We start from the raw sequence: 20753 nt of genomic DNA, 5'->3' as shown, positions 1-20753 counted from the left end.
GAGCAAGGGCGTGGCCGTGGCCACGCCCGGTAGGCTTACCAGTAGAACTGCGCGCGTGCACCGATGACGTTGGGGTCATCGTTGACGCCGTTGCGGGTGCCGCTGATCATCGAATAGTCGAGCATCAGCTTGAAGTTCTGGCGCCAGTAGTAATTGACGCCAGCGGTGACGATATCCATCTTGCCCGGTTGCTCGACACCGTCGTTCAGATCGACGCTGTCGTAGCGCAGGCCCAGCTGCCACATGCCGCCGGCCGGATTTTCGGCGCCTGCGGTGCCGGGGGTGCCGGCCTTGTTGCTCCAGGTCTCGCCGGTGACGTTCCACAGCGCGCTGACGTAGTAACCGTCGGTGGTGTAGTCACCGCCCGGCTCATCGGCGAAGCCGGTTTCGTAGCGATCGACGGTGGTGGTCATGTACTCTGCCTGCAGCTTGAACGGGCCGCTGACGAAGAAGCTTTCCAGGCCGGTGGTCCACAAGCGATCGGCATTGCGGATGTTGGTGTCGATCAGGCGCTGCGACAGGTCCGATGCCGGACGGCTGCGCAGGCGGATGGTGTCGCCGTCGACGTCACGATTGACGTAGGACAGGCCCATGTAGAAGATTTTTCCAGACTCGTTCAACGGCGCCCAGCCACCGCGCAGGCCGTAGCCGCTGCCGTGATTGAGATCGCGGGTCAGTTCGCGGCCGAAGTAGCTGGCGGTCACCTGCCAATCGTCGCTGCCATAGTTGTAGCTGGCGCCCAGGCGGCGACCGGTGCCGTACAGGTTGGTGATCAGCGCCTTGGAGATGAAGTCGTTGTTCTTGGTCGACGACAGCTCTTCCATGCTGTTAGGCTGCTTGAACTGGCCCAGCACCAGGTAGTTGTTCTTGTCGCCACCGAACTTGTACTTGATGTTGGTGTCGAGGAACTTGTTGCCGCTGGTCGATGCATCGTAACCCAGCACCCATTCGATGTTGCCCGGGCCCTTGCCCTTGAGCACCAGTTCGGCGCGGCGCAGGCCGAAATCGGTGTCGTCGCCGTCACCGGGATCGGCATCCAGGTTCAACTGGTCGTTGTCGTACCAGTAGCCGTCGGCCTGGACGAGGCCTTCGAAGCTGACCTCGGAACCGCCGACCACGTCTATGGCCACTTCCGCCTTGGCGGCGGGGGCGGCGATGATGGTGGCGACGGCGAGAGCGAGCGTGCAGTGCAGGAGTTTCATGGGTAGCCCTTTGGGCGCAGCGGGAAGATGTTGCGCAGACTAGGGCGTGAAGATTGCGTTATTGTGACAAAACTGTCTTATTTCGTTGCGATGACAGAAAAAAGACGTCCCGGCCGTTCGTCCCGGTGCGTAGCAGGGTAACCGCGACTTGCCGGCAGAAGCGTGGCCAGCTAACCGGCGGTCTTGTCCGGATAGCGGCAGATGTCGCGGATCACGCACTACGGACAATCCGGTTTGCGCGCCTTGCACACATAGCGACCGTGCAGGATCAACCGGCCCCCGATAGCCAGCCGGCGCCGCCTGGGCAAGGCCGTGCCCACGGCAAGTGATCATGCCGCCTCAGGTGGCGGTTTTGTCTGGGTACCGGCACAGATCGCGGATAACGCACTGCGGACAATCCGGTTTGCGTGCCTTGCACACATAACGACCGTGCAGAATCAACCGGCCCCCGATAGCCAGCCGGCGCCGCCTGGGTAAGGCCGTGCCCACGGCAAGTGGTCATGCCGCCTCAGGTGGTGGTTTTGTATGGGTACCGGCACAGGTCAAGGAACACGCACTGCGGACAATCCGGTTTGCGTGCCTTGCACACATAACGACCGTGCAGGATCAACCGGCCCCCGATAGCCAGCCGGCGCCGCCTGGGTAAGGCCTTGCCCACGGCAAGTGGTCATGCCGCCTCAGGTGGCGGTTTTGTCTGGGTACCGGCACAGGTCGCGGATCAAGCACTGCGGACAATCCGGTTTGCGCGCCTTGCAGACATAGCGACCGTGCAGAATCAACCAATGATGCGCGTCATGGATGAACTCGTCCGGGATCACCTTCACCAGCTTGTCCTCGACCGCGCGCACGTCCTTGCCTGGTGCCAGCCCGGTGCGGTTGGAGACACGGAAGATATGCGTGTCCACCGCCATCGTCGGCTGTCCGAACGCGGTGTTGAGGACCACGTTGGCGGTCTTGCGGCCGACCCCCGGCAACGCTTCCAGTGCCTCACGGCTGGCCGGCACTTCACCGCCGTACTGGTCAACCAGGATCTGGCAGGTCTTGATCACGTTGCCGGCCTTGGCGTTGAACAAGCCAATCGTCGAAATATACGACTTCAGCTTTTCTTCGCCCAGTTCCAGTATTGCCGCCGGCGTGTTGGCAACCGGATACAGGCGCCGGGTCGATTTGTTGACGCCGACATCGGTCGCCTGCGCCGACAGCAGCACCGCGATCAGCAGCTCAAACGGCGTGCTGTACTCAAGCTCGGTTTTCGGATGCGGGTTGAGTTCGCGCAGGCGCGAGAACATTTCGATGATTTCGTCGCGCTTGAGGGCGCGGCTGCGGCGCGGTGCGCGCGTCGGGACGGTGGTCTGGGTCATGAGCGGATCAGGATCTGGAATTGCGTTGCGCGGCCTTGGCCTTGGCCCGCGCCAGCAGTGCCGCGGCGGCGGCAGGCAGCGCAGAGGCTGCCGGGTTGCCCGCGGCATCGCCGACGTTCGTGGCCGCTACCGGAGGCTGGCGACGCTTGGCTTCGCGCTCGGCGGCTCGACGCTGCAGTCGTTGCTGTCGGGCCAGGTAGCGGTCGCGTGCGTCCCAGGCGCGCCGTAATCGCTGCTGGGCGTCCGCGATCAGGACCATGCGGGTCGGCGCCGGCGTTATTGAAGCGCAGTCAGGGCAGGGCATGAACGCCATCAGGCCGGCGTCGATGGCGGTATCGACATCGTCCCGCAGCAACAACCGTTGCAATGCATCGGCCTGGCTGGCACAGGTGCAGCGGGATTCCACCGGATGTTGGCCTTCGCCCATGATTATTTGCCGCTGAAGGTAGGCTTGCGGCGTTGCAGGAAGGCCTGGGTACCTTCGCGCATGTCTTCGGTGGAGAACATCAGCCCGAACTGACTGGATTCGAACTGCAGGCCTTCCTCGATCGCACATTCGCCACCGATATTGATCGCATCCAGCATGCCGCGCAGGGCCAGCGGCGCCGAGGCCGCCAGTTGCGCGGCAATGGCAAACGTCTCACTTTCCAGCTGGTCCGCGGCGACGACCCGGTTGACGATGCCCAGTTCCAATGCACGTGCGGCGCTGATCGGTGCGCCGAGCAGGCAGAGTTCAAGCGTTGCCGCCCGTCCGGCCAGCCGCAGCAGGCGCTGGGTGCCGCCAAAGCCGGGAATCAGGCCGAGGTTTATCTCCGGTTGTCCCAGTTTGGCGGTGTCGGCAGCCACCCGAATGTGACATGCCATGGCCAGTTCCAGCCCGCCGCCGAGTGCAAAACCATTAATCATGCCGATCACCGGCTTGGGCATGGTTTCCATCGCCCGCATCATCTTTTGCCCACGCAGGGAAAAATCCCGCGCCTGGGCCGGGCTCAGATCGGCCATCTCGCTGATGTCAGCGCCGGCCACGAATGCCTTGGGGCCAGCACCGGTCAGCACCACGACCCGTACCGTGTCGTCGCCAGCGGCCTGCTCGAACGCGGCTTTCAGCGCATCCAGGGTCTGCGCGTTGAGGGCGTTGAGCTTGTCCGGCCGGTTGACTTCGATGACCAGGACAGCGTCCTGCTGGCGGGTGCTGATGGGCGAATTCATGATGCGTGATGACCTTTTGTGAAATTTTGGTAAAGGGAACTTGCCTGTCGCCCGCTTGTCATAAGGCTGCCCAAGTGAGTAGCGATAAGCCGCTCCGACGGCTATCCTAACGCGTCCACCCAAGGCGAAGCCCGCCTTGTCACCACCCCCGGAGAATGTTTGATGAAGTTTCGTTCGTTAGCGGTCGCAGTAGCGGCATTCGCCTTGGCTGGTAACGCCTTGGCTCAGGACACCTCGTCCGAGAAAGGCAAGTTGAGCTATTACTTTGGCTATGACTACGGCAACAACCTGGCAGAACTGACCGCCCGTGGCGAACAGATCGACATCAACACGGTCGTCAAGGGCCTGCAGGATGCCTATGGCAAGCAGAAGCCGGCATTGACCGCCGAACAGCTGAAGCCGGCACTGGAAGCTTTCCAGACCCGCGAAAAATCACGCGCTGCCAAAGCCAAGGCCGATTATGACAAGGCTGCCGCCGACAATCTGACCAAGAGCAACCAGTTCCTGGCCAGCAACAAGGCCAAGGCCGGCGTGCAGACCCTGCCCAGCGGTGTGCAGTACCGCGTGATTGAAAGCGGCAAGGGTGCCAAGCCGACCATGGCCAGCACCGTGCAGCTGGAAGTCGCCGGTCCGTTCCCGTACGGCCAGCGTCCGGCCGAAGCCCGTCCGGCCACCAGCATCCCCAGCATCAAGGTCAGCGAAGTCGAAATGCCGACCATGCGTGAAGTGCTGACCCAGATGCCGGCCGGCACCAAGTGGGAAGTGACCCTGCCGCCGGACAAGGCGTATGGCGCCGACCCGCGTACCGGCTTCCCGCCGAACGTGGCCGTGCAGTTTGAAATCAAGCTGGTCAGCGTCAAGTAATCCCGCTGCCAGTGGTATCCAGCAAACGCCGGCTTCGTGCCGGCGTTTGTGTTTGCGCGGCAGCCTGCGCCGATGCACCTGACATCCTGTAGAACAAGCATCCGAGATAATGAATTCAGCCTACCGCGCCGTGCTCAGCCCCTGTATTGGTGTCTGCAATCTATCCAGCGACGGAGTGTGCGAAGGTTGCATGCGGACGGTTGCCGAAATTGCCGGTTGGTCGCAGATGAATGACGAACAGCGATTGCATCTGATGGACGTGGTGTTGCCCGGGCGGGAGACCGAACGCGCCGGCTGGTTCCAGCAGCTGCCCGAGCACACGCGCCTGCAATCCATCCTGCACCCGCTGGACACGGTGCCGGAATCGCCCGGTTGGAACATCGATGAGCTCAGCGATCTGCTGCCGCCCGGACCCTTGGCCGAAGCCGCCGTGCTGCTGGGACTGGTGCCGCGGCCGCAGGGCACCCAGGTCATCCTGACCCGGCGCACCGATACCCTTCGCCATCACGGCGGCCAGGTCAGTTTTCCCGGCGGCCGGGTTGAACCATCGGATATCAGCGTGGTCGCCGCGGCGCTGCGTGAAAGCCGTGAGGAAATTGCATTGCAGGCAGGCGATGCGCTGCCATTGGGTTACCTGGATCCGTTCCTGACCATCAGCGGTTTCCGTGTGATCCCGGTGGTGGCGGTGATATCGCCGGATTTTGTCGCGACACCTTCGCCGGACGAAGTTGCCGAGGTATTCGAAGTCCCGCTGAGCTATCTGATGGCGCCGGAAAACCTGCGTCGGCAGCAGATGGATTATCGCGGCCGCAGCCGCCAGGTGCTCGAGTTCGCCTGGCCGGGCCAGCGCATCTGGGGCGCGACCGCGTCGGTCCTGCTCAATCTTCGCCAGAAACTGGAGACTAGCCGATGAACACGCCAACGCCGCATTGGACCACGCTGGTCGACGTATCGACCCTGCAGCAGGCATTGACGACCTCCGGACATGCGGATGCGGAGCAGGGCGGCAGGATTCGACTGGTAGACGCGCGCTTTTCACTGGCCGATGCCGAGGCCGGGCGCGACGCCTATCAACAATCGCACCTGCCCGGCGCGGTATATGCGGATTTGAATCGGGATCTGTCGGACCTGTCCAAGACCGGGCAAGGCCGCCATCCGTTACCGGACAGCGACGTGTTCCGCCATCGCCTTGGTCAATGGGGCATCACCCCGCGCGATCAGGTGGTGGTCTACGACGCCAACGATGGCAGCATGGCCGCCGCACGGCTGTGGTGGATGCTGCGCCTGCTCGGCCATCAGCGGGTTGCAGTGCTGGACGGTGGACTGGCGGCGTGGCGGGCAGCGGGATTGGCGGAAAGCACCGACCGTCCGCAGTACCCGTCAACACCGGACTATCCCGGCCGTTTCGCCCTCGATCAGCAGATCGATGCGGCCCAGGTCGAGGCGCGCCTGCAGCAAGCGCCCGGCTGGCTGCTGGATGCGCGCGCGGGCGAGCGTTTCCGTGGCGATGTCGAACCGATCGACGCGCGGGCAGGGCACGTGCCGGGTGCGGTCAACCATCCGTTCTCCAGCAACCTGGTTGATGGCCATTTCAAACCCGTCGACGTGCTGCGTTCGCAACTGCAGGCCAGCCTGCGCGGTCATCCAGCCGACCAGGTGGTGCTGATGTGCGGTTCCGGGGTGACTGCATGCCACCTGCTGCTGGCGATGGAACACGCCGGCTTGTCCGGCGCGCGGATTTTCCCGCCCTCATGGAGTGGCTGGATCAGCGATCCCTCGCATCCGGTCAGCAACGGCGGCTGATCCGGGCGCGTACGACGCGTTGTCGTCACGACAGTGTCATCCCGCCACGGCATTCTCCCGCGCTTGATTGACGGGGGATTCCAGCATGTTCACCAATCAGTGGCGCCGATGCGCGCTGCTTTGCCTGTTGTTGGCCAGCGCCTGCGCGAGTGCACAGGACCAGGACGCCGAGCGCCTGCGCATCCACGGCTCCAATACCATCGGTCGCGATCTGATGCCGGCGCTGGTCGATGCCTGGCTGCGCTCACTGGGTTTCATCCAGATCCAGCGACGTGACATCAATGCAGCGCTGACCGAACTGCACGCGACCCGCGATGGGCTGCCATTGATCGTCGAGATAGAGAAGAAAGGGTCCGGCCTCGGCTTCGCGGATCTGGTGGAAGGTCAGGCGGAACTGGCGATGATGGCGCAGCCGTTGACTGCACGACAACTCGAGGACGGCTGGCAGCTGGGTGATCTGCACTCGCCGGAGCAGGAGTTCGTTCTGGCGCTGGATGGACTGGCGGTCGTGGTCAACGAGGCCAGTCCGTTGCGCGCACTCAGCACCCAGCAACTGGCCGCGATCCTCGATGGCCGGATTACGCGCTGGTCGCAACTGGGCGGGGCCGACCTGCCACTGGATGTACACAGCGATGGCGCCAGCAGCGGTACCCGTGATTTCATCCGCCAACGTCTGCTGGCCGGTGCCCAGGTGCGACGGCCGATCATCGGCCATGCAGAACTGGCGCAGGCGGCGCAGGCGGTCAGCAAGGACCCGTCGGCGTTGGCGCTGGTGGGCCTGGACACGCCACTGCCTGCCAATGTGCGGGCGTTGCCGGTTTCCGACACCGGCATTGCCGTTGCCCCGGACCCGGTAGGCGTGGGCAGCGAGGACTATCCGCTCACTCGCCGCTACGTGCTGCGCGGCGGTCCCCTGATGTCGGCCCTGGGGCGCAGCCTGGCGCTGTACGCGGTCGGTTCCGCGGGTCAACGTGCGGTGCAACAGGCCGGCTATCGATCACTGCGCCTGCGCCAGGTCGACGGCACCGGCACGCCGGACCCGCGCACGCCGTATGGCGAAGCGGTGGCCGGCGCGACCCGCTTGCCATTGAGCCTGCGCTTCAACCTCGGATCACTGACCACCTACTTCGAAAGCCGCAGTGCCGGCGACATGGAACGGGTGGTGGCGTTCATGCGTGAACCGGCCAACCGTGGCCGCAAACTGGTGGTCGCCGCCTTCACCAACGACGACCCGGGCAACCGGCTGGTGCCGACCATGGTCAGCAACGAGCGCGCCGACATCGTCGCCGGACACCTGATCCGCGAGGGCATTCCGGTAGTGCGGGCGCTGGGCCTGGGCGGTAGCCGGCCGCTGGCGTCGTCGGCCACCGAGGCGGGCCGGGTCCGCAACGAACGGGTGGAGCTGTGGCTGCAGTAGCAGGATCCTACTTGCGCAGCTTTGCCACCAATGCCTGCAATGCCGCTTGCGTATCGGGTTCCTGCCAGGCATCGACGAAACGTTCCAGTTCAATGAACTGCGGCGACAATGCTTCCACCAGATCCTCGCGGGCAATGGCGCGGGTACGCAGCATTGGCTGTTGCGGCAATGCCAGCAGCTGCTGCAACCATTGCAATGCGCGGGCGCGGACATTCGATTGTTCGGTCAGTTCATCGACCAGTCCCAGTTCCAGTGCACGCTCGGCGGCGACCATCTCGCCGGCCACCAGCAGGCGCTCGGCGCGGTAATTGCCGACCACGCGGCGCATCAGACGCTGGATGCCTTCGGGCACCACCAGACCGACCTGGGTTTCATTGAGACCGATCGCGAAGGGGCGCGCCGGATCCACGCTGCGCGCCATTACCCGGTAATCGCAGCACAGCGCCAGCACGCAGCCGCCGGCGGGCGCGTGGCCGCTGATCGCGGCGACCACCGGCACCCGCGATCCGGCCAGGGTGCGGGCGACGCCGAAGAACGCCTGCCAGCTGTCCAGCAACGCAGCCCGATTGTCGCCATGCGACAACAGGTGCGGCACATCCATGCCGGCGGAAAAAATCCGTTCGCCGCCGGACAGCACGATGCCACGCACGCCGTCACCGATGGCGGTGTCGAGATCGTGGATCAAGGCCCGGCACAGCGCGGTATCCAACGCATTCACCGGTGCCCGCGCCATACGGATTTCGCGGATGTCGCCGTGGTCGATGCACTGCACCAGATCGCTCATTCATGTTCTCCCGGAAGTCAGGCCATTATCATAGGGCCACGCTTCAACGGTGTATTCCCATGCTGATTGCTTCCCGCTGGCTGCTTGCCGCCACGCTGGCCCTGGCCGGCACCTCCGTTCACGCCGCAGAATGCCTGCCCAGGGTCGAATCGGCCTGGGTCCGCCTGCCGCCGGTGGCGATGCCGATGATGGCCGGATTCGCCACCCTGTCCAATCCGTGCGAAACGCCGTTGCAGGTGGTGTCGGCCTCGAGTCCGGCGTTTGCCGATGTCAGCATCCACCAGAGCACCGTGGTCGATGGCATCAACCGGATGCGCGAAGTGGACGTGCTGGAGATTCCCGCTGGTGGCAGCGTCGAACTCAAGCCCGGCAGTTACCACCTGATGCTGATGCAACCGAAGACCGCGCCCAAGGCGGGCGACAAGGTGTCGATCGTGCTCAAGCTGCAGGATGGACGCGAGCTGCCGGCCAGCTTCCAGGTGCGCGCCAACCCCAACGCCAGTTGAGTTGCACGCGCGTGCACGCGATGCCTGTGCATCGCGCGTCGCTGGCGTGCAAGAACTGACCGCCAGCTGCTGCAGGCTGGCGCTCGAGTGAATCAGAGCGAGGCGTTGCGGATCGCCTCGGGTAAGGGCGCGCTGTGGCCGGTACGGGTGTCCATCCACACCACCACCACGTTGCCATCCGAATACAGCACCGATGCGTCCTCGCTGGAGACGATGCGGTGACCGATGGTCACGCTGCTGGTGCCCAGCCGATCCACATACAATTCCACCACCACGTCGTTGGGCCAGGTCAATGGCCGCTTGTAGTTGATGTTGTTGGCGGCCACGACCGGCGCGATGCGGTCGGTCATCGACACGCCGGGCACGGTCAGCATCCAGCGCACGCGCGCTTCTTCCAGGTAGGAAATGTACTTGGCATTGTTGACATGACCCATGCTGTCCATGTCGCGCCAGCGCACGCTGATCGGGATGCGGGCCAGCACTTTGCGAGCGTCGGTCGGGTTGTTCGGGGTCTCACTCATTTGCTCTTGGCCTTCTTCTTGGGCGCTGCTTTGCTTGTCGCCTTGGCTGCCTTGGCTGCCTTGGCTGCCTTGCGCGGTGGCAACGCGTCCGGTTTGGCCACGGCGGCTGGCTTGCTGGCCTTCCTGCCAGCGACCTTCGGCAGCAGTGGCGCCAGGAACCGGCCAGTATGCGAGGCCGGATTGGCGGCGATGTCTTCCGGGGTGCCGGTGGCGATGATCTGACCGCCACGGTGACCACCTTCCGGGCCAAGATCCACCACCCAGTCGGCGGTCTTGATCACATCCAGATTGTGTTCGATGACGACGATGGTGTTGCCGTCATCGCGCAGCTTGTGCAGCACCGCCAGCAGGTGCTCGATGTCGTGGAAGTGCAGGCCGGTGGTCGGCTCGTCGAGGATGTACAAGGTCCGGCCGGTGTCGCGCCGTGACAGCTCCTTGGACAACTTGACCCGCTGTGCCTCGCCACCGGACAAGGTGGTCGCGCTCTGGCCAAGCTTGATGTAGCTCAGGCCGACGTCCATCAGCGTTTCCAGCTTGCGGGCGATGCTGGGCACCGGTTCGAACAGGGTCAGCGCATCTTCGACGGTCATTTCCAGCACGTCGTTGATGTTGTAGCCCTTGTAAAGGATCTCCAGGGTTTCGCGGTTGTAGCGTTTGCCATGGCAGACATCGCAGGGCACATACACGTCCGGCAGGAAGTGCATCTCGACCTTGATCAGGCCATCGCCCTGGCACGCCTCGCAACGACCGCCACGCACGTTGAAACTGAAACGCCCGGCGGCGTAACCACGCGCACGTGATTCCGGCACCTGCGCATACAACTCACGCAACGGTGTGAACAGGCCGGTGTAGGTCGCCGGATTCGAGCGCGGGGTGCGTCCGATCGGCGACTGATCGATATCGACCACCTTGTCGAACAGATCCAGCCCCTCGACCTCGCGATAGGCCGCTGGTTTATGCGAGGCGCCGTTGATCTCGTTGGCCGCCAGCGCATACAGGGTGTCATTGATCAGCGTCGACTTGCCGGAACCGGAGACACCGGTGACGCAGGTGAACAGGCCGGAGGAAATGGTCAGGTCCACATCCTTCAGATTGTTGCCGCTGGCGCCGCGCAGCTGCATGCTCATCTTCGGATTCGGCTGATGCCGCGCCTTCGGGATTTCGATCGCGCGCTTGCCCGACAGGTACTGCCCGGTCAATGACCGGGGCGCCTTCAGGATGTCCTCCAGCTGGCCTTCGCCGACGATTTCACCGCCATGCACACCAGCGCCCGGGCCGATGTCGAGGATGTAGTCGGCGGCGCGGATCGCGTCTTCGTCGTGTTCGACCACGATCACGGTGTTGCCGAGATCACGCAGTCGGGTCAGGGTACCCAGCAGACGTTCGTTGTCGCGCTGATGCAGGCCGATCGACGGCTCGTCCAGTACGTACATCACCCCGACCAGGCCGGCGCCGATCTGGCTGGCCAGGCGGATGCGCTGGGCTTCGCCACCGGACAGGGTGTCGGCCTTGCGTTCCAGGGTCAGGTAATCAAGGCCGACATCGACCAGGAAGCCCAGCCGCTCGCCGATCTCCTTGACGATCTTGGTGGCGATTTCACCGCGCCAGCCGGGCAGGGTCAGCTCGCGGAAGAAGCGCAGTGCTTCATCGACCGGCAGCACCACCAGTTCCGGCAGTGGGCGGTCGGCGACGAACACGTTGCGGGCGGCGCGATTGAGGCGGGCGCCATCGCATTCGGGGCAGGGTTGCTCACTGATGTACTTGGACAACTCCTCGCGCACCGCCGACGACTCGGTCTCGCGATAGCGACGCTCCAGGTTCGGCACGATGCCTTCGAACTTGTGCTTGCGCTGGGTGCGGCCACCGGATTCGGTGAAGTAGGTAAAGGTCACCTGCTCGTTGCCGCTGCCGTACAGCACCGCCTGCCGGACCTTGTCGGGCAGGCTCTGCCAGGCCGCATCGACGTCGAAGCGGTAGTGCTTGGCCAGCGAGGCAATCAGCTGGAAATAGTAGGCATTGCGGCGATCCCAGCCGCGCACCGCGCCGGCCGACAGCGACAGCTCCGGATGCACGACCACCCGATCCGGATCGAAGAACTGGGCCACGCCCAGGCCATCGCATTTGGGGCAGGCACCGACCGGTGAGTTGAACGAAAACAGCCGCGGTTCCAGCTCCGGCAGCGAGTAGTCGCAGACCGGGCAGCTGTACTTGGACGAAAACAGCATCGGCGAGGCGTCGCTCTGGTCCAGCGACATCACCGAGGCCATGCCGTCACCCAGCTTCAGCGCGGTCTCGAAGCTTTCGCTCAGCCGTTGCTTGATGTCCTCGCGCGGGCGGAAGCGATCGATCACCGCCTCGATGGTGTGTTTCTGGCGCAGCGCCAACGGCGGCACGGCATCGATTTCATGCAGCTGGCCGTCGACCCGGACCCGGACGAAACCCTGCGCGCGCAGTTGATCGAACACCTGCGCGTGCTCGCCCTTGCGCTCGCGGATCACCGGCGCCAGCAGCATGTAGCGCTGCTCGCGGCTGGCTTCGTCGTTGCCCAGCGCCAGTACCTGGTCGACCATCTGGCTGACCGTCTGTGCCTCCAGTGGATAGCCGTGGTCGGGGCAGCGCGGCAGCCCCACGCGTGCGTACAGCAGGCGCAGGTAGTCGTAGATCTCGGTAATGGTGCCGACCGTCGAGCGCGGATTGTGCGAGGTCGATTTCTGTTCGATCGAGATCGCCGGCGACAGCCCCTCGATATGGTCGACGTCGGGCTTTTCCATCACCGACAGGAATTGCCGGGCGTAGGCCGACAGCGATTCGACATAGCGCCGCTGGCCTTCGGCATAGATGGTGTCGAAGGCCAGCGAGGACTTGCCGGAGCCGGACAGGCCGGTGATGACAATCAACTTGTCACGCGGCAGATCCAGGTCGATGTTCTTCAGGTTGTGCGTGCGCGCACCGCGGATGCGGATACTGTCCATGCCGTGAGGGTGGCCTGTTCAGGAAAGGGAGGGTTTGGGGCTCCAGCTCCACCGCCGGCCGGTCCGGCCACGGTGAATCGCCCAGCGTAGCGAGTCCCTGATTTGGGGGCAAATGCAGCTTACAAAAGTGCGCAACCGGTGCCCGTCCAGCGGCTCGCAGGCCGGGATTCATGATTGGCCCGGGCGGTCTCACCGGCTGAGACGGGGTTTGACTGCAAGCGCCTGAAACCCTTACAATTCCGCTTCTGTCCGCCCCCGATGGCGTGCAGGCATAAAATAACTACAGAAGAGGAAACACCCATGTACGCAGTTCTAGTCACAGGCGGTAAGCAATACCGCGTGATGAAGGGCGAAACCCTGCGCGTCGAAAAGCTCGATGCCGAGGCCGGCCAGGATATCACCTTCGACAACATCCTGATGTTGGGCGATGGCGAAGGCGTCAAGCTGGGCGATGCGCTGAAGGGCGCTTCGGTCACCGCTACCGTCAAGTCGCAAGGCCGTGCCGACAAGGTTCGCATCATCAAGTTCCGTCGCCGTAAGCACCACAAGAAGCAGATGGGCCATCGGCAGTACTACACCGAAATCGAAATCACCGGCATCGCCGGTGGTGACAACAAGTAAGGAGAAGCAGTCATGGCACATAAAAAGGGCGTAGGCTCATCGCGCAACGGCCGCGACTCCAACCCGAAGATGCTGGGCGTGAAGGTGTACGGTGGCCAGGCCATCGACGCCGGCAACATCATCGTCCGCCAGCGCGGCACCCAGTTCCATCCGGGTACCGGCGTCGGCCTGGGCCGCGACCACACGCTGTTCGCGCTGGTCGATGGCAAGGTCGAGTTCTCGGTGAAGGGCGCCAAGAAGCGCCGCACCGTGAGCGTGGTGGCCTGATACGGCCATCGCGATCGCACCGCACTTGTCCGGCCTGACCGCCGGACGTTCGAAGAACCCCGCTTCGGCGGGGTTTTTCATTGCAGCCGCGCCTAGTGCGGCCGCCACCGGCGATAGCGTGCCCGGGCTAAACTAGCCGGGGCGGGCGCGCGCCACCTTTCCAATTCCGATTGTTGATGACCCACTCATGAAACTCGTAGACGAAGCAGAAATCCAGGTCACCGCCGGCAATGGCGGCAACGGTTGCATTGGCTTCCGGCGCGAGAAGTTCATCCCGCTGGGTGGTCCGGATGGCGGCGACGGTGGCAACGGCGGCAGCGTCTGGGTGCGTGCCGACGAGAACCTCAACACGCTGGTCGATTTCCGCCACCAGAAGCACTTCAGCGCCCAGCGCGGCGAGAATGGCATGGGCCGGCAGATGTACGGCAAGGCCGGCGAGGACCTGACCATCACGGTGCCGGTCGGCACGGTGGTCATCAACGTCGACACCGATGAAATCATCGGCGACCTGACCAGCCATGGCGATCTGCTGCTGGTGGCCAAGGGCGGCAAGGGCGGCCTGGGCAACATGCACTTCAAGAGTTCGGTGACCCGCGCACCGCGCAAGGCCACGCCGGGCGAAGAGGGCGAACAGCGGCTGCTCAAGTTCGAGCTCAAGCTGCTGGCCGATGTCGGCCTGCTGGGCTTTCCCAACGCCGGCAAGAGCACGCTGATCCGGGCGGTCTCGGCGGCGACCCCGAAAGTGGCCGACTATCCGTTCACCACTTTGTATCCCAACCTGGGCGTGGTCAGTGTCGAGCCGCACCGCAGCTTCGTGATCGCCGACATCCCGGGCCTGATTGAAGGCGCCGCCGATGGGGCCGGGCTGGGCGCGCAGTTCCTGCGCCACCTGCAGCGGACCAGCATCCTGCTGCACCTGGTCGACATGGCGCCGGTGGCCGAGGAATACGCCGACAGCGGCGTGGTCGCCTCGCCGGTGGAGCAGGTGCGGGCGATCGAGCGCGAACTGCTCAAGCACGACCCGGAGCTGATGAACAAGCCGCGCTGGCTGGTGCTCAACAAGGCCGACCTGATGTTCGAGGATGAGGCCGCCGAGCGCGCCGCCGGCATCGTCGCCGAACTGGGCTGGGAGCAGCCCTGGTACATGACCTCGGCGATTTCACGCGAGGGCACCTGGCCGATCATGAAGGACATCATGGCGTTCTTCGACCGCCAGAAGGAAGAGGAGCAGGAAGCCCGCGATGCGGGCTGATGCGGGCCTGCGGCAACCGCTGATGGCGGAGTGCCGGCCGGCTTGCGGCCGCCCGCCAGTCAGTGCGGCTGGCCGCTCGGCGCCGGCGCGACCGTGGCTCGCTGGCGCCATCTCCGAGGCAACAAAAAACCCGGCCGAAGCCGGGTTTTCGTATCTTCCCGTCAGTGCCTGGCGCTTAAGCGGCCAGCGCCTTGATGCGGGTGTTCAGGCGAGCCTTGTGACGGGCGGCCTTGTTCTTGTGGATCAGGCCGCGGGCGCTGAACCGGTCCAGGATCGGCTGGGCGATGGCGAAAGCCGCCTGGGCGCCAGCGGCGTCGCCGGCTTCGATGGCCTTCAACACTTTCTTGACGGAGGTGCGCAGCATCGAACGCTGACCTGCATTGCGCGCATTGCGCACGACGGTCTGCTTGGCGCGCTTCTTGGCGGACTTGATATTGGCCACAGTGGGTTCCTGAAATCTGGGAAAATGATGAAACGGGAAATGAGACAGGAAAGTATGGACTATTCAGCGACTTGGGTCAAGTTGGCGGGCGCCAGACCGGGGGCCCGTGCATGAGCGGCAACCGTCTGCTGCGCTCCAGCGCCGTTTTCAGTGCGATGACCCTGCTGTCACGGGTGTTCGGCCTGGTCCGGGACCAGGTTTATGCCTTTGTTTTCGGCGCCAATGCGGCGATGGACATCTTCCTGATTGCCTTCCGCATTCCCAATTTCATGCGCCGGCTGTCGGCCGAAGGCTCGTTTTCGATGGCCTTCGTGCCGGTGCTGGCTGAATACAAGGAAACCCACAGCCAGGCCGAGGTCAAGGCGCTGATCGACCGCATCACCGGCACCCTGGCCGGCTTCCTGCTGGCGCTGACCGCACTGGTGCTGATTTTCGCCAACCAGTTGGCGCCGCTGTTCGACAGCAACATGTCCGGCGCCGAGGCCGACCTGCTGGCGGAGATGCTGCGGATAACCTTCCCGTACGCACTGTTCATTTCGCTGGCATCGCTGGCCGGCAGCATTCTCAACAGCTATGGCAGGTTCGCCATCCCGGCGCTGTCGCCGGTGTTGATGAACATCACCATGATTGCCGCCGCGCTGGGGTTGGCACCACTGATGAACTACTCGGTCACCGCGCTGGCCTGGGGCGTGTTTGCCGCCGGTCTGGTGCAGTTGCTGTTCCAGTTGCCGGCGCTGGCGAAAATCGGCCTGCTGCCGCGGCCGCGCTGGGATCTGGCCCATGCCGGCGTGCGCAAGGTGTTGCGGCTGATGGTACCGACCCTGTTCGGTTCCTCGGTGGTGCAGTTCAATCTGTTGTTCAACTCCTGGGTGGCCTTCGCCCTGATTGGCGGCAGTGTCAGCTGGTTGTATTACAGCGACCGCCTGCTGGAATTTCCGCTGGGCATGTTTGGTGTCGCCATCGGCACGGTGATCCTGCCGCACCTGTCCAGTCGCCACGCCGCGGCCGACAAGGATGGCTATTCGAAGGGGCTGGACTGGGGCTTCCGGCTCTGCCTGCTGCTGGGCTTGCCTGCCTGCGTCGGCCTGATCCTGTGCGCCGAACCGCTGATGGCGACCTTGTTCCAGTATCGTCGCTTCACTGCCCATGACAGCTGGATGAGCAGCCTCAGCCTGATGGCCCAGGCCACCGCGATTCCGGCCTTCCTGCTGGTCAAGGTATTGGCGCCGGCGTTCTATTCGCGGCAGGACACCCGGACCCCGGTCAAGGCGGCGGTGGTCGCGGTGGTGGTCAACGTAGCCTGCGTGCTCGCGCTGATCGGTGGGGTAGTGGCCTGGAGCCCGGCCGGGCAGGCGGCGCTGGCCAGCAGCGGCGGCGACTATCGGCTGGCCGCCGCGCAGATCCCGGGCATGCATGCGTTGCTGGCGCTGTCGATCGCCATTGCCGGCTGGGTCAACACCCTGCAGCTGACCTGGTATCTGCGCCAGGCCAGGGTCTATCGCCGGCAGCCGGGCTGGGGCCGTTTCCTGCGCCAGCTACTGCTGGCGACATTGGCGATGGGTCTGGTGGTCGGGGCGCTGCGCTGGCAGTGGCAGGACTGGACGCCGTGGCTGTGGTGGCAGCGCGGATGGCGACTGACCGCGATGGTGGTCGCCGGTGGCGCGGTGTATGCCGCGCTGCTGTGGCTGCAGGGCATCCGTCCGCGTGATCTTCGGGGCCATTGAGAACGTGCGTCCCGGCTATACTTCAAGGTAATGAGCAGGCTGTTTCGTGACGTCGATGGCGGACCGGTGTGTCCGCAGGGTAGCGTGGTCTGCATCGGCGCCTTCGATGGTCTCCATTTGGGTCATCGGGCGTTGGTGCGCCATGCGGTTTCGCGTGCGCGGGCATTGGGCGTGCAGCCGGCGGCGTTGAGTTTCGAGCCATTGCCGCGCGAATTCTTCGCCACGGCCGAGCCGCTGCCACGGTTGACCCTGGCGCGGGCCAAGATCGAGGGACTGCAGGACCTGGGCGTGGAGGCGATCGGCCTGCTGCGGTTCAACCAGCGGCTGGCCGCGGTCAGCGCCGAGGACTTCGTGCAGCGGGTGCTGGTGCAGCGCCTGGCCGCGCGCGAGGTGTGGATTGGTCCGGACTTCCGCTTCGGTCATCGCCGCGGCGGTGATCTGGGGCTGCTGCAGGCACTGGGCGCGCGACAGGGCTTCAGCGCGCACGAAATTGCGCCGGTGCACGCGCATGGCGAGCGCGTCTCCAGTACCCGTATCCGCGAATACCTGCGGCTGGGCGCCTTCGAGCAGGCCGCGGATCTGCTCGGCCGGCCGTATGCGATTGGCGGGCGGGTGGTGCGCGGCAGGCAGCTGGGACGCACGCTGGGCTTTGCCACCGCCAATTTGCGCTTCCCGAAAAAGCCGGCACTGTCAGGCATCTACGCGACCTGGGTGCATGGCGTCGGCGACCGGCCGATGGCCTCGGTGTCCAGCTTCGGCACCCGGCCGACCGTCGACGGTGTCGAGCCGCTGCTGGAAGCCCACCTGTTTGATTTCTCCGGTGATCTGTACGGTCGCCACATCGAAGTCGAATTTGTCGCCAAACTACGCGACGAACTGAAATTCCCCGATCTGCCCAGCCTGACCCGGCAGATGCAGCTGGATGCGGCGCAAGCCCGGCATCTTCTTTCCGACGAAAAACGACGAGTAACGGCGTGACCCAGGATTACAAAGCAACCCTCAATCTGCCCGCGACGGATTTCCCGATGCGCGGTGATCTGCCCAAGCGCGAGCCGCAGACACTGGAACGCTGGTACGCCGATGACCTGTACGCGCAGTTGCGCGAGAACGCCAAGGGCCGGCCGCTGTTCCTGCTCCACGATGGCCCGCCGTATGCCAATGGCGCCATCCACCTGGGCCACGCGGTCAACAAGATCCTCAAGGACATCATCGTCAAGTCCAGGTATCTGGATGGTTTCGACGCGCCTTACATCCCGGGTTGGGATTGCCACGGCCTGCCGATCGAAATCGCCATCGAAAAGAAGTACGGCAAGGTCGGGACCAAGCTGGATGCGGTCGAATTCCGGCAGAAATGCCGCGAATACGCCAACCAGCAGATCGACATCCAGCGCCGCGACTTCAAGCGCCTGGGCGTGATCGGCGACTGGGACAATCCGTACAAGTCGCTGGATTTCCGTTTCGAAGCCAACGAAATCCGCGCGCTGGCCAAGGTCGTCGAGAACGGCCACCTGACCCGCGGGGTCAAGCCGGTGCACTGGTGTTTCGATTGTGGTTCGGCCCTGGCCGAAGCGGAAATCGAATACCAGGACAAAATCTCGCCAGCGATCGATGTCGCCTACGTGGTGCGTGACAGCAAGGCATTGGCGGCGGCGTTCGACGTCGGGATTCCGGCGGGGGTCGAAGTGGCGGTGCCGATCTGGACCACCACGCCGTGGACGCTGCCGGCCTCGCTGGCGGTATCGCTGGGCGCCGAGCTCGAGTACGCGCTGGTCGAAGGGCCGGCGCGTAACGGCACGCCGCGTTGGCTGGTGGTCGCCGACGCGCTGGTCGAACGGGTACTGCAGCGGTATGGCGTCACCGACGTGCGCGTGCATGCGCGGGTTGCCGGCGCCGCACTGGAAGGCCTGCTGCTGTCGCATCCGTTCTATGCCGATCGCGAAATCCCGGTGATCCTCGGCGAACACGTGTCCGCCGACGACGGCACCGGTGCCGTCCACACCGCGCCCGGCCACGGCCAGGAAGACTACGTGGTCGGCAAACGCTACGGGCTGCTGGACAAGTACAGCGCCGCGCAACTGAATCCGGTCGATGGTCGCGGTGTCTACCTGCCGTCAACGCCACCCGCCGGCGATGTGGTGCTGGCCGGCCTGCACATCTGGAAAGCCAACGACGTCATCGTCGACGCGCTGCGTGGCAATGGCACGCTGCTGGCTTTCAGCAAGCTGGAACACAGCTATCCGCATTGCTGGCGGCACAAGACCCCGATTGCGTTCCGGGCCACGCCGCAGTGGTTCATTTCGATGCAGCAGAACCATCTGCGACGCGACGCACTGGCGGCGATCGAGCAGGTGCAGTGGTTCCCGCAATGGGGCAAGGCGCGGATCAGCGGCATGGTCGATGGCCGGCCGGACTGGACCATCTCGCGGCAGCGCACCTGGGGTGTGCCGATCGCCTTGTTTGTCCATCGCGAAAGTGGCGAGCCACATCCGCGCAGCGTCGAGTTGATGCAGGCGGTGGCCGACCGGGTCGAGCAGGGCGGTGTCGATGTCTGGTACACCCTGGAAGCGGCCGAACTGCTGGGCGAAGAGGCCGCGCAGTACGACAAGATCACCGATATCCTCGATGTCTGGTTCGATTCCGGCGTCACCCACGAGGCGGTGCTGCCGGATCGTGGCTTGCCGAAGCCGGCGGATCTGTATCTGGAAGGCTCCGATCAGCATCGCGGCTGGTTCCAGACCTCACTGCTGACCGGCGTCGCCATCGATGGCCGTGCGCCGTACCGGCAATGCCTGACCCACGGTTTCACCGTCGATGAGCACGGCCGCAAGATGTCCAAGTCGCTGGGCAATGGCATCGAGCCGCAGGACATCATGAAGACCCTGGGCGCCGACATCCTGCGCCTGTGGATTGCCTCGGCGGATTACAGCAACGAAATGTCGCTGTCGCAGGAAATCCTCAAGCGCAATGCCGATGCCTACCGCCGCCTGCGCAACACCGCGCGTTTCCTGCTTGGCAACCTGCATGGTTTCGACCCGGCGACGCATGCGGTGCCGGTGGCGGAGATGGTCGCGCTGGATCGCTGGATCGTGCATCGCGCGCATGAACTGCAGCAGAAAATCATCGCCGCCTACACCCGCTACGACTTCGCCGAGATCATCCAGGCGCTGCTGAACTTCTGCAGCGTCGATCTGGGTTCGCTGTACCTGGACGTGACCAAGGACCGCCTGTACACGATGGGCGAGGATTCATTGGGCCGGCGTTCGGCGCAGACCGCGATGCATCACATCGCCGAAGCGTTCGTGCGCTGGATCGCACCAGTGCTCAGCTTCACCGCCGATGAGATGTGGCAGTACCTGCCGGGCGAACACGCCGGCAACGTGCTGTTCGCGACCTGGTACGACGGCCTGCAACCGCTGCCGGCCGATGCCGCCCTCAACGCCACCGACTTCGACAGATTGCTGGCGCTGCGCGAGCAGGTGTCCAAGGTGCTGGAGCCGATGCGCGCCAACAGCCAGATCGGCGCGGCGCTGGAAGCCGAGATCACGGTCTCGGTCAACCCGGCCACCGCCGCCAAATGGCAGCCGCTGGCCGAGGAACTGCGCTTCCTGCTGATCAGCGGCGACGTCACCGTCAGCGCGGTCGATGCCGATGAGGTCTTCGTGCTGGCAAAGCCGACCAGCAAGGCCAAGTGCGTGCGCTGCTGGCACCATCGCGCCGACGTCGGCGCCCATGCCGAACACCCGGAATTGTGCGGACGCTGCGTCAGCAATGTCGATGGCCCCGGCGAAACCAGGACCTGGTTCTGATG

Annotated in this window: 20 protein-coding genes and 1 pseudogene; 11 read left to right on the top strand and 10 right to left on the bottom strand. The window is 64.5% G+C overall.

Annotated elements, in window-relative coordinates; all coding sequences use genetic code 11:
- Positions 1-35: 35 nt before the first annotated feature.
- The 6 genes and pseudogenes from ABB29_RS11220 to ABB29_RS11205 form a co-directional block, all read right to left on the bottom strand.
- Positions 36-1202 (bottom strand): OprO/OprP family phosphate-selective porin, encoded by a 1167-nt coding sequence (locus ABB29_RS11220; protein ID WP_057659025.1) that lies wholly within the window; start codon positions 1200-1202, stop codon positions 36-38.
- 339 nt (positions 1203-1541) lie between these two features.
- A pseudogene (locus ABB29_RS16155) lies at positions 1542-1643 on the bottom strand (endonuclease III); the annotation flags it as partial.
- Positions 1644-1710: 67 nt separating this feature from the next.
- Positions 1711-1791 carry a hypothetical protein gene (locus ABB29_RS16150; RefSeq protein WP_425414767.1) on the bottom strand — a complete coding sequence of 27 codons (81 nt, stop codon included), beginning with the start codon at positions 1789-1791 and terminating at the stop codon, positions 1711-1713.
- A gap of 88 nt (positions 1792-1879) precedes the next feature.
- Positions 1880-2563, bottom strand: coding sequence for an endonuclease III (gene nth, locus ABB29_RS11215; protein WP_057659023.1), 684 nt, complete (start codon positions 2561-2563; stop codon positions 1880-1882).
- 7 nt (positions 2564-2570) lie between these two features.
- Positions 2571-2990, bottom strand: coding sequence for a hypothetical protein (locus tag ABB29_RS11210; RefSeq protein ID WP_083487819.1), 420 nt, complete (start codon positions 2988-2990; stop codon positions 2571-2573).
- A 2-nt stretch (positions 2991-2992) separates the two neighbouring features.
- Positions 2993-3772, bottom strand: a complete 780-nt coding sequence (locus ABB29_RS11205) for an enoyl-CoA hydratase/isomerase family protein (protein WP_057659021.1) — start codon at positions 3770-3772, stop codon at positions 2993-2995.
- 162 nt (positions 3773-3934) lie between these two features.
- Between ABB29_RS11205 and ABB29_RS11200 the strand changes: the two genes are divergently transcribed.
- From ABB29_RS11200 to ABB29_RS11185, 4 genes are all read left to right on the top strand, one after another.
- Positions 3935-4636: an FKBP-type peptidyl-prolyl cis-trans isomerase N-terminal domain-containing protein gene (locus ABB29_RS11200; protein WP_057659019.1), complete on the top strand. Its 702-nt coding sequence runs from the start codon at positions 3935-3937 to the stop codon at positions 4634-4636.
- A gap of 109 nt (positions 4637-4745) precedes the next feature.
- Positions 4746-5549: a CoA pyrophosphatase gene (locus ABB29_RS11195; protein ID WP_057659017.1), complete on the top strand. Its 804-nt coding sequence runs from the start codon at positions 4746-4748 to the stop codon at positions 5547-5549.
- A complete protein-coding gene (locus ABB29_RS11190) occupies positions 5546-6439 on the top strand; it encodes a sulfurtransferase (RefSeq protein ID WP_057659015.1) in 894 nt (297 codons plus the stop codon). Before ABB29_RS11195 ends, ABB29_RS11190 begins: the two co-directional genes overlap by 4 nt.
- Before the next feature lie 85 nt (positions 6440-6524).
- Positions 6525-7856 (top strand): substrate-binding domain-containing protein, encoded by a 1332-nt coding sequence (locus ABB29_RS11185; RefSeq protein WP_057659013.1) that lies wholly within the window; start codon positions 6525-6527, stop codon positions 7854-7856.
- A gap of 7 nt (positions 7857-7863) precedes the next feature.
- On the opposite strand, the gene ABB29_RS11180 is transcribed toward ABB29_RS11185, so the two are convergent.
- The gene (locus ABB29_RS11180) at positions 7864-8640 is read right to left on the bottom strand and encodes an enoyl-CoA hydratase/isomerase family protein (protein WP_057659011.1); all 777 of its coding nucleotides are present in this window, start codon (positions 8638-8640) and stop codon (positions 7864-7866) included.
- A 59-nt stretch (positions 8641-8699) separates the two neighbouring features.
- On the opposite strand from ABB29_RS11180, the gene ABB29_RS11175 reads away from it, so the two are divergent.
- Complete coding sequence (locus tag ABB29_RS11175) at positions 8700-9146, top strand: copper chaperone PCu(A)C (RefSeq protein ID WP_083487817.1); 447 nt, start codon at positions 8700-8702, stop codon at positions 9144-9146.
- A gap of 92 nt (positions 9147-9238) precedes the next feature.
- On the opposite strand, the gene ABB29_RS11170 is transcribed toward ABB29_RS11175, so the two are convergent.
- Together ABB29_RS11170 and uvrA are read right to left on the bottom strand one after the other, a co-directional pair.
- Entirely contained in the window at positions 9239-9667 is a 429-nt protein-coding gene (locus ABB29_RS11170) for an acyl-CoA thioesterase (protein ID WP_057659009.1), read from the bottom strand.
- On the bottom strand, positions 9664-12639 hold the full coding sequence (gene uvrA / locus ABB29_RS11165) for an excinuclease ABC subunit UvrA (RefSeq protein ID WP_057659007.1): 2976 nt from the start codon (positions 12637-12639) through the stop codon (positions 9664-9666). The genes ABB29_RS11170 and uvrA overlap by 4 nt, the downstream gene beginning before the upstream one ends.
- A 300-nt stretch (positions 12640-12939) precedes the next feature.
- On the opposite strand from uvrA, the gene rplU reads away from it, so the two are divergent.
- The 3 genes from rplU (at position 12940) to obgE (ending at position 14779) form a co-directional block, all read left to right on the top strand.
- Complete coding sequence (gene rplU, locus ABB29_RS11160) at positions 12940-13260, top strand: 50S ribosomal protein L21 (protein WP_057659004.1); 321 nt, start codon at positions 12940-12942, stop codon at positions 13258-13260.
- A gap of 12 nt (positions 13261-13272) precedes the next feature.
- Entirely contained in the window at positions 13273-13527 is a 255-nt protein-coding gene (rpmA, locus tag ABB29_RS11155) for a 50S ribosomal protein L27 (RefSeq protein WP_057659003.1), read from the top strand.
- Between the two features lie 187 nt (positions 13528-13714).
- Positions 13715-14779: a GTPase ObgE gene (gene obgE, locus ABB29_RS11150; protein ID WP_057659001.1), complete on the top strand. Its 1065-nt coding sequence runs from the start codon at positions 13715-13717 to the stop codon at positions 14777-14779.
- 175 nt (positions 14780-14954) lie between these two features.
- Here the strand turns inward: obgE and rpsT are convergent, their stop codons facing one another.
- Positions 14955-15221, bottom strand: coding sequence for a 30S ribosomal protein S20 (gene rpsT / locus ABB29_RS11145; RefSeq protein WP_057658999.1), 267 nt, complete (start codon positions 15219-15221; stop codon positions 14955-14957).
- Positions 15222-15331: 110 nt separating this feature from the next.
- Here rpsT and murJ point away from each other — a divergent pair, with 110 nt between their 5' ends.
- The 3 genes from murJ to ileS are packed head-to-tail and all read left to right on the top strand — an operon-like array spanning position 15332 to position 20751.
- A complete protein-coding gene (murJ, locus tag ABB29_RS11140) occupies positions 15332-16945 on the top strand; it encodes a murein biosynthesis integral membrane protein MurJ (protein WP_057658997.1) in 1614 nt (537 codons plus the stop codon).
- Between the two features lie 30 nt (positions 16946-16975).
- Positions 16976-17923 carry a bifunctional riboflavin kinase/FAD synthetase gene (locus ABB29_RS11135; protein ID WP_057658995.1) on the top strand — a complete coding sequence of 316 codons (948 nt, stop codon included), beginning with the start codon at positions 16976-16978 and terminating at the stop codon, positions 17921-17923.
- On the top strand, positions 17920-20751 hold the full coding sequence (gene ileS, locus ABB29_RS11130) for an isoleucine--tRNA ligase (RefSeq protein ID WP_057658993.1): 2832 nt from the start codon (positions 17920-17922) through the stop codon (positions 20749-20751). The genes ABB29_RS11135 and ileS overlap by 4 nt, the downstream gene beginning before the upstream one ends.
- Positions 20752-20753: the final 2 nt, after the last annotated feature.

The sequence above is a fragment of the Pseudoxanthomonas dokdonensis genome, assembly GCF_001431405.1.
GTDB lineage: Bacteria > Pseudomonadota > Gammaproteobacteria > Xanthomonadales > Xanthomonadaceae > Pseudoxanthomonas_A > Pseudoxanthomonas_A dokdonensis.
This window is presented reverse-complemented; position numbering and strand designations above follow the sequence as displayed.

Bases quoted from the DNA above. Each gene is read 5' to 3' on its own strand.
- ABB29_RS11220 (WP_057659025.1), bottom strand. From the start codon at position 1,202: ATGAAACTCCTGCACTGCACGCTCGCTCTCGCCGTCGCCACCATCATC.
- nth (WP_057659023.1), bottom strand. From the start codon at position 2,563: ATGACCCAGACCACCGTCCCGACGCGCGCACCGCGCCGCAGCCGCGCC.
- ABB29_RS11210 (WP_083487819.1), bottom strand. From the start codon at position 2,990: ATGGGCGAAGGCCAACATCCGGTGGAATCCCGCTGCACCTGTGCCAGC.
- ABB29_RS11205 (WP_057659021.1), bottom strand. From the start codon at position 3,772: ATGAATTCGCCCATCAGCACCCGCCAGCAGGACGCTGTCCTGGTCATC.
- ABB29_RS11200 (WP_057659019.1), top strand. From the start codon at position 3,935: ATGAAGTTTCGTTCGTTAGCGGTCGCAGTAGCGGCATTCGCCTTGGCT.
- ABB29_RS11195 (WP_057659017.1), top strand. From the start codon at position 4,746: ATGAATTCAGCCTACCGCGCCGTGCTCAGCCCCTGTATTGGTGTCTGC.
- ABB29_RS11190 (WP_057659015.1), top strand. From the start codon at position 5,546: ATGAACACGCCAACGCCGCATTGGACCACGCTGGTCGACGTATCGACC.
- ABB29_RS11185 (WP_057659013.1), top strand. From the start codon at position 6,525: ATGTTCACCAATCAGTGGCGCCGATGCGCGCTGCTTTGCCTGTTGTTG.
- ABB29_RS11180 (WP_057659011.1), bottom strand. From the start codon at position 8,640: ATGAGCGATCTGGTGCAGTGCATCGACCACGGCGACATCCGCGAAATC.
- ABB29_RS11175 (WP_083487817.1), top strand. From the start codon at position 8,700: ATGCTGATTGCTTCCCGCTGGCTGCTTGCCGCCACGCTGGCCCTGGCC.
- ABB29_RS11170 (WP_057659009.1), bottom strand. From the start codon at position 9,667: ATGAGTGAGACCCCGAACAACCCGACCGACGCTCGCAAAGTGCTGGCC.
- uvrA (WP_057659007.1), bottom strand. From the start codon at position 12,639: ATGGACAGTATCCGCATCCGCGGTGCGCGCACGCACAACCTGAAGAAC.
- rplU (WP_057659004.1), top strand. From the start codon at position 12,940: ATGTACGCAGTTCTAGTCACAGGCGGTAAGCAATACCGCGTGATGAAG.
- rpmA (WP_057659003.1), top strand. From the start codon at position 13,273: ATGGCACATAAAAAGGGCGTAGGCTCATCGCGCAACGGCCGCGACTCC.
- obgE (WP_057659001.1), top strand. From the start codon at position 13,715: ATGAAACTCGTAGACGAAGCAGAAATCCAGGTCACCGCCGGCAATGGC.
- murJ (WP_057658997.1), top strand. From the start codon at position 15,332: ATGAGCGGCAACCGTCTGCTGCGCTCCAGCGCCGTTTTCAGTGCGATG.
- ABB29_RS11135 (WP_057658995.1), top strand. From the start codon at position 16,976: ATGAGCAGGCTGTTTCGTGACGTCGATGGCGGACCGGTGTGTCCGCAG.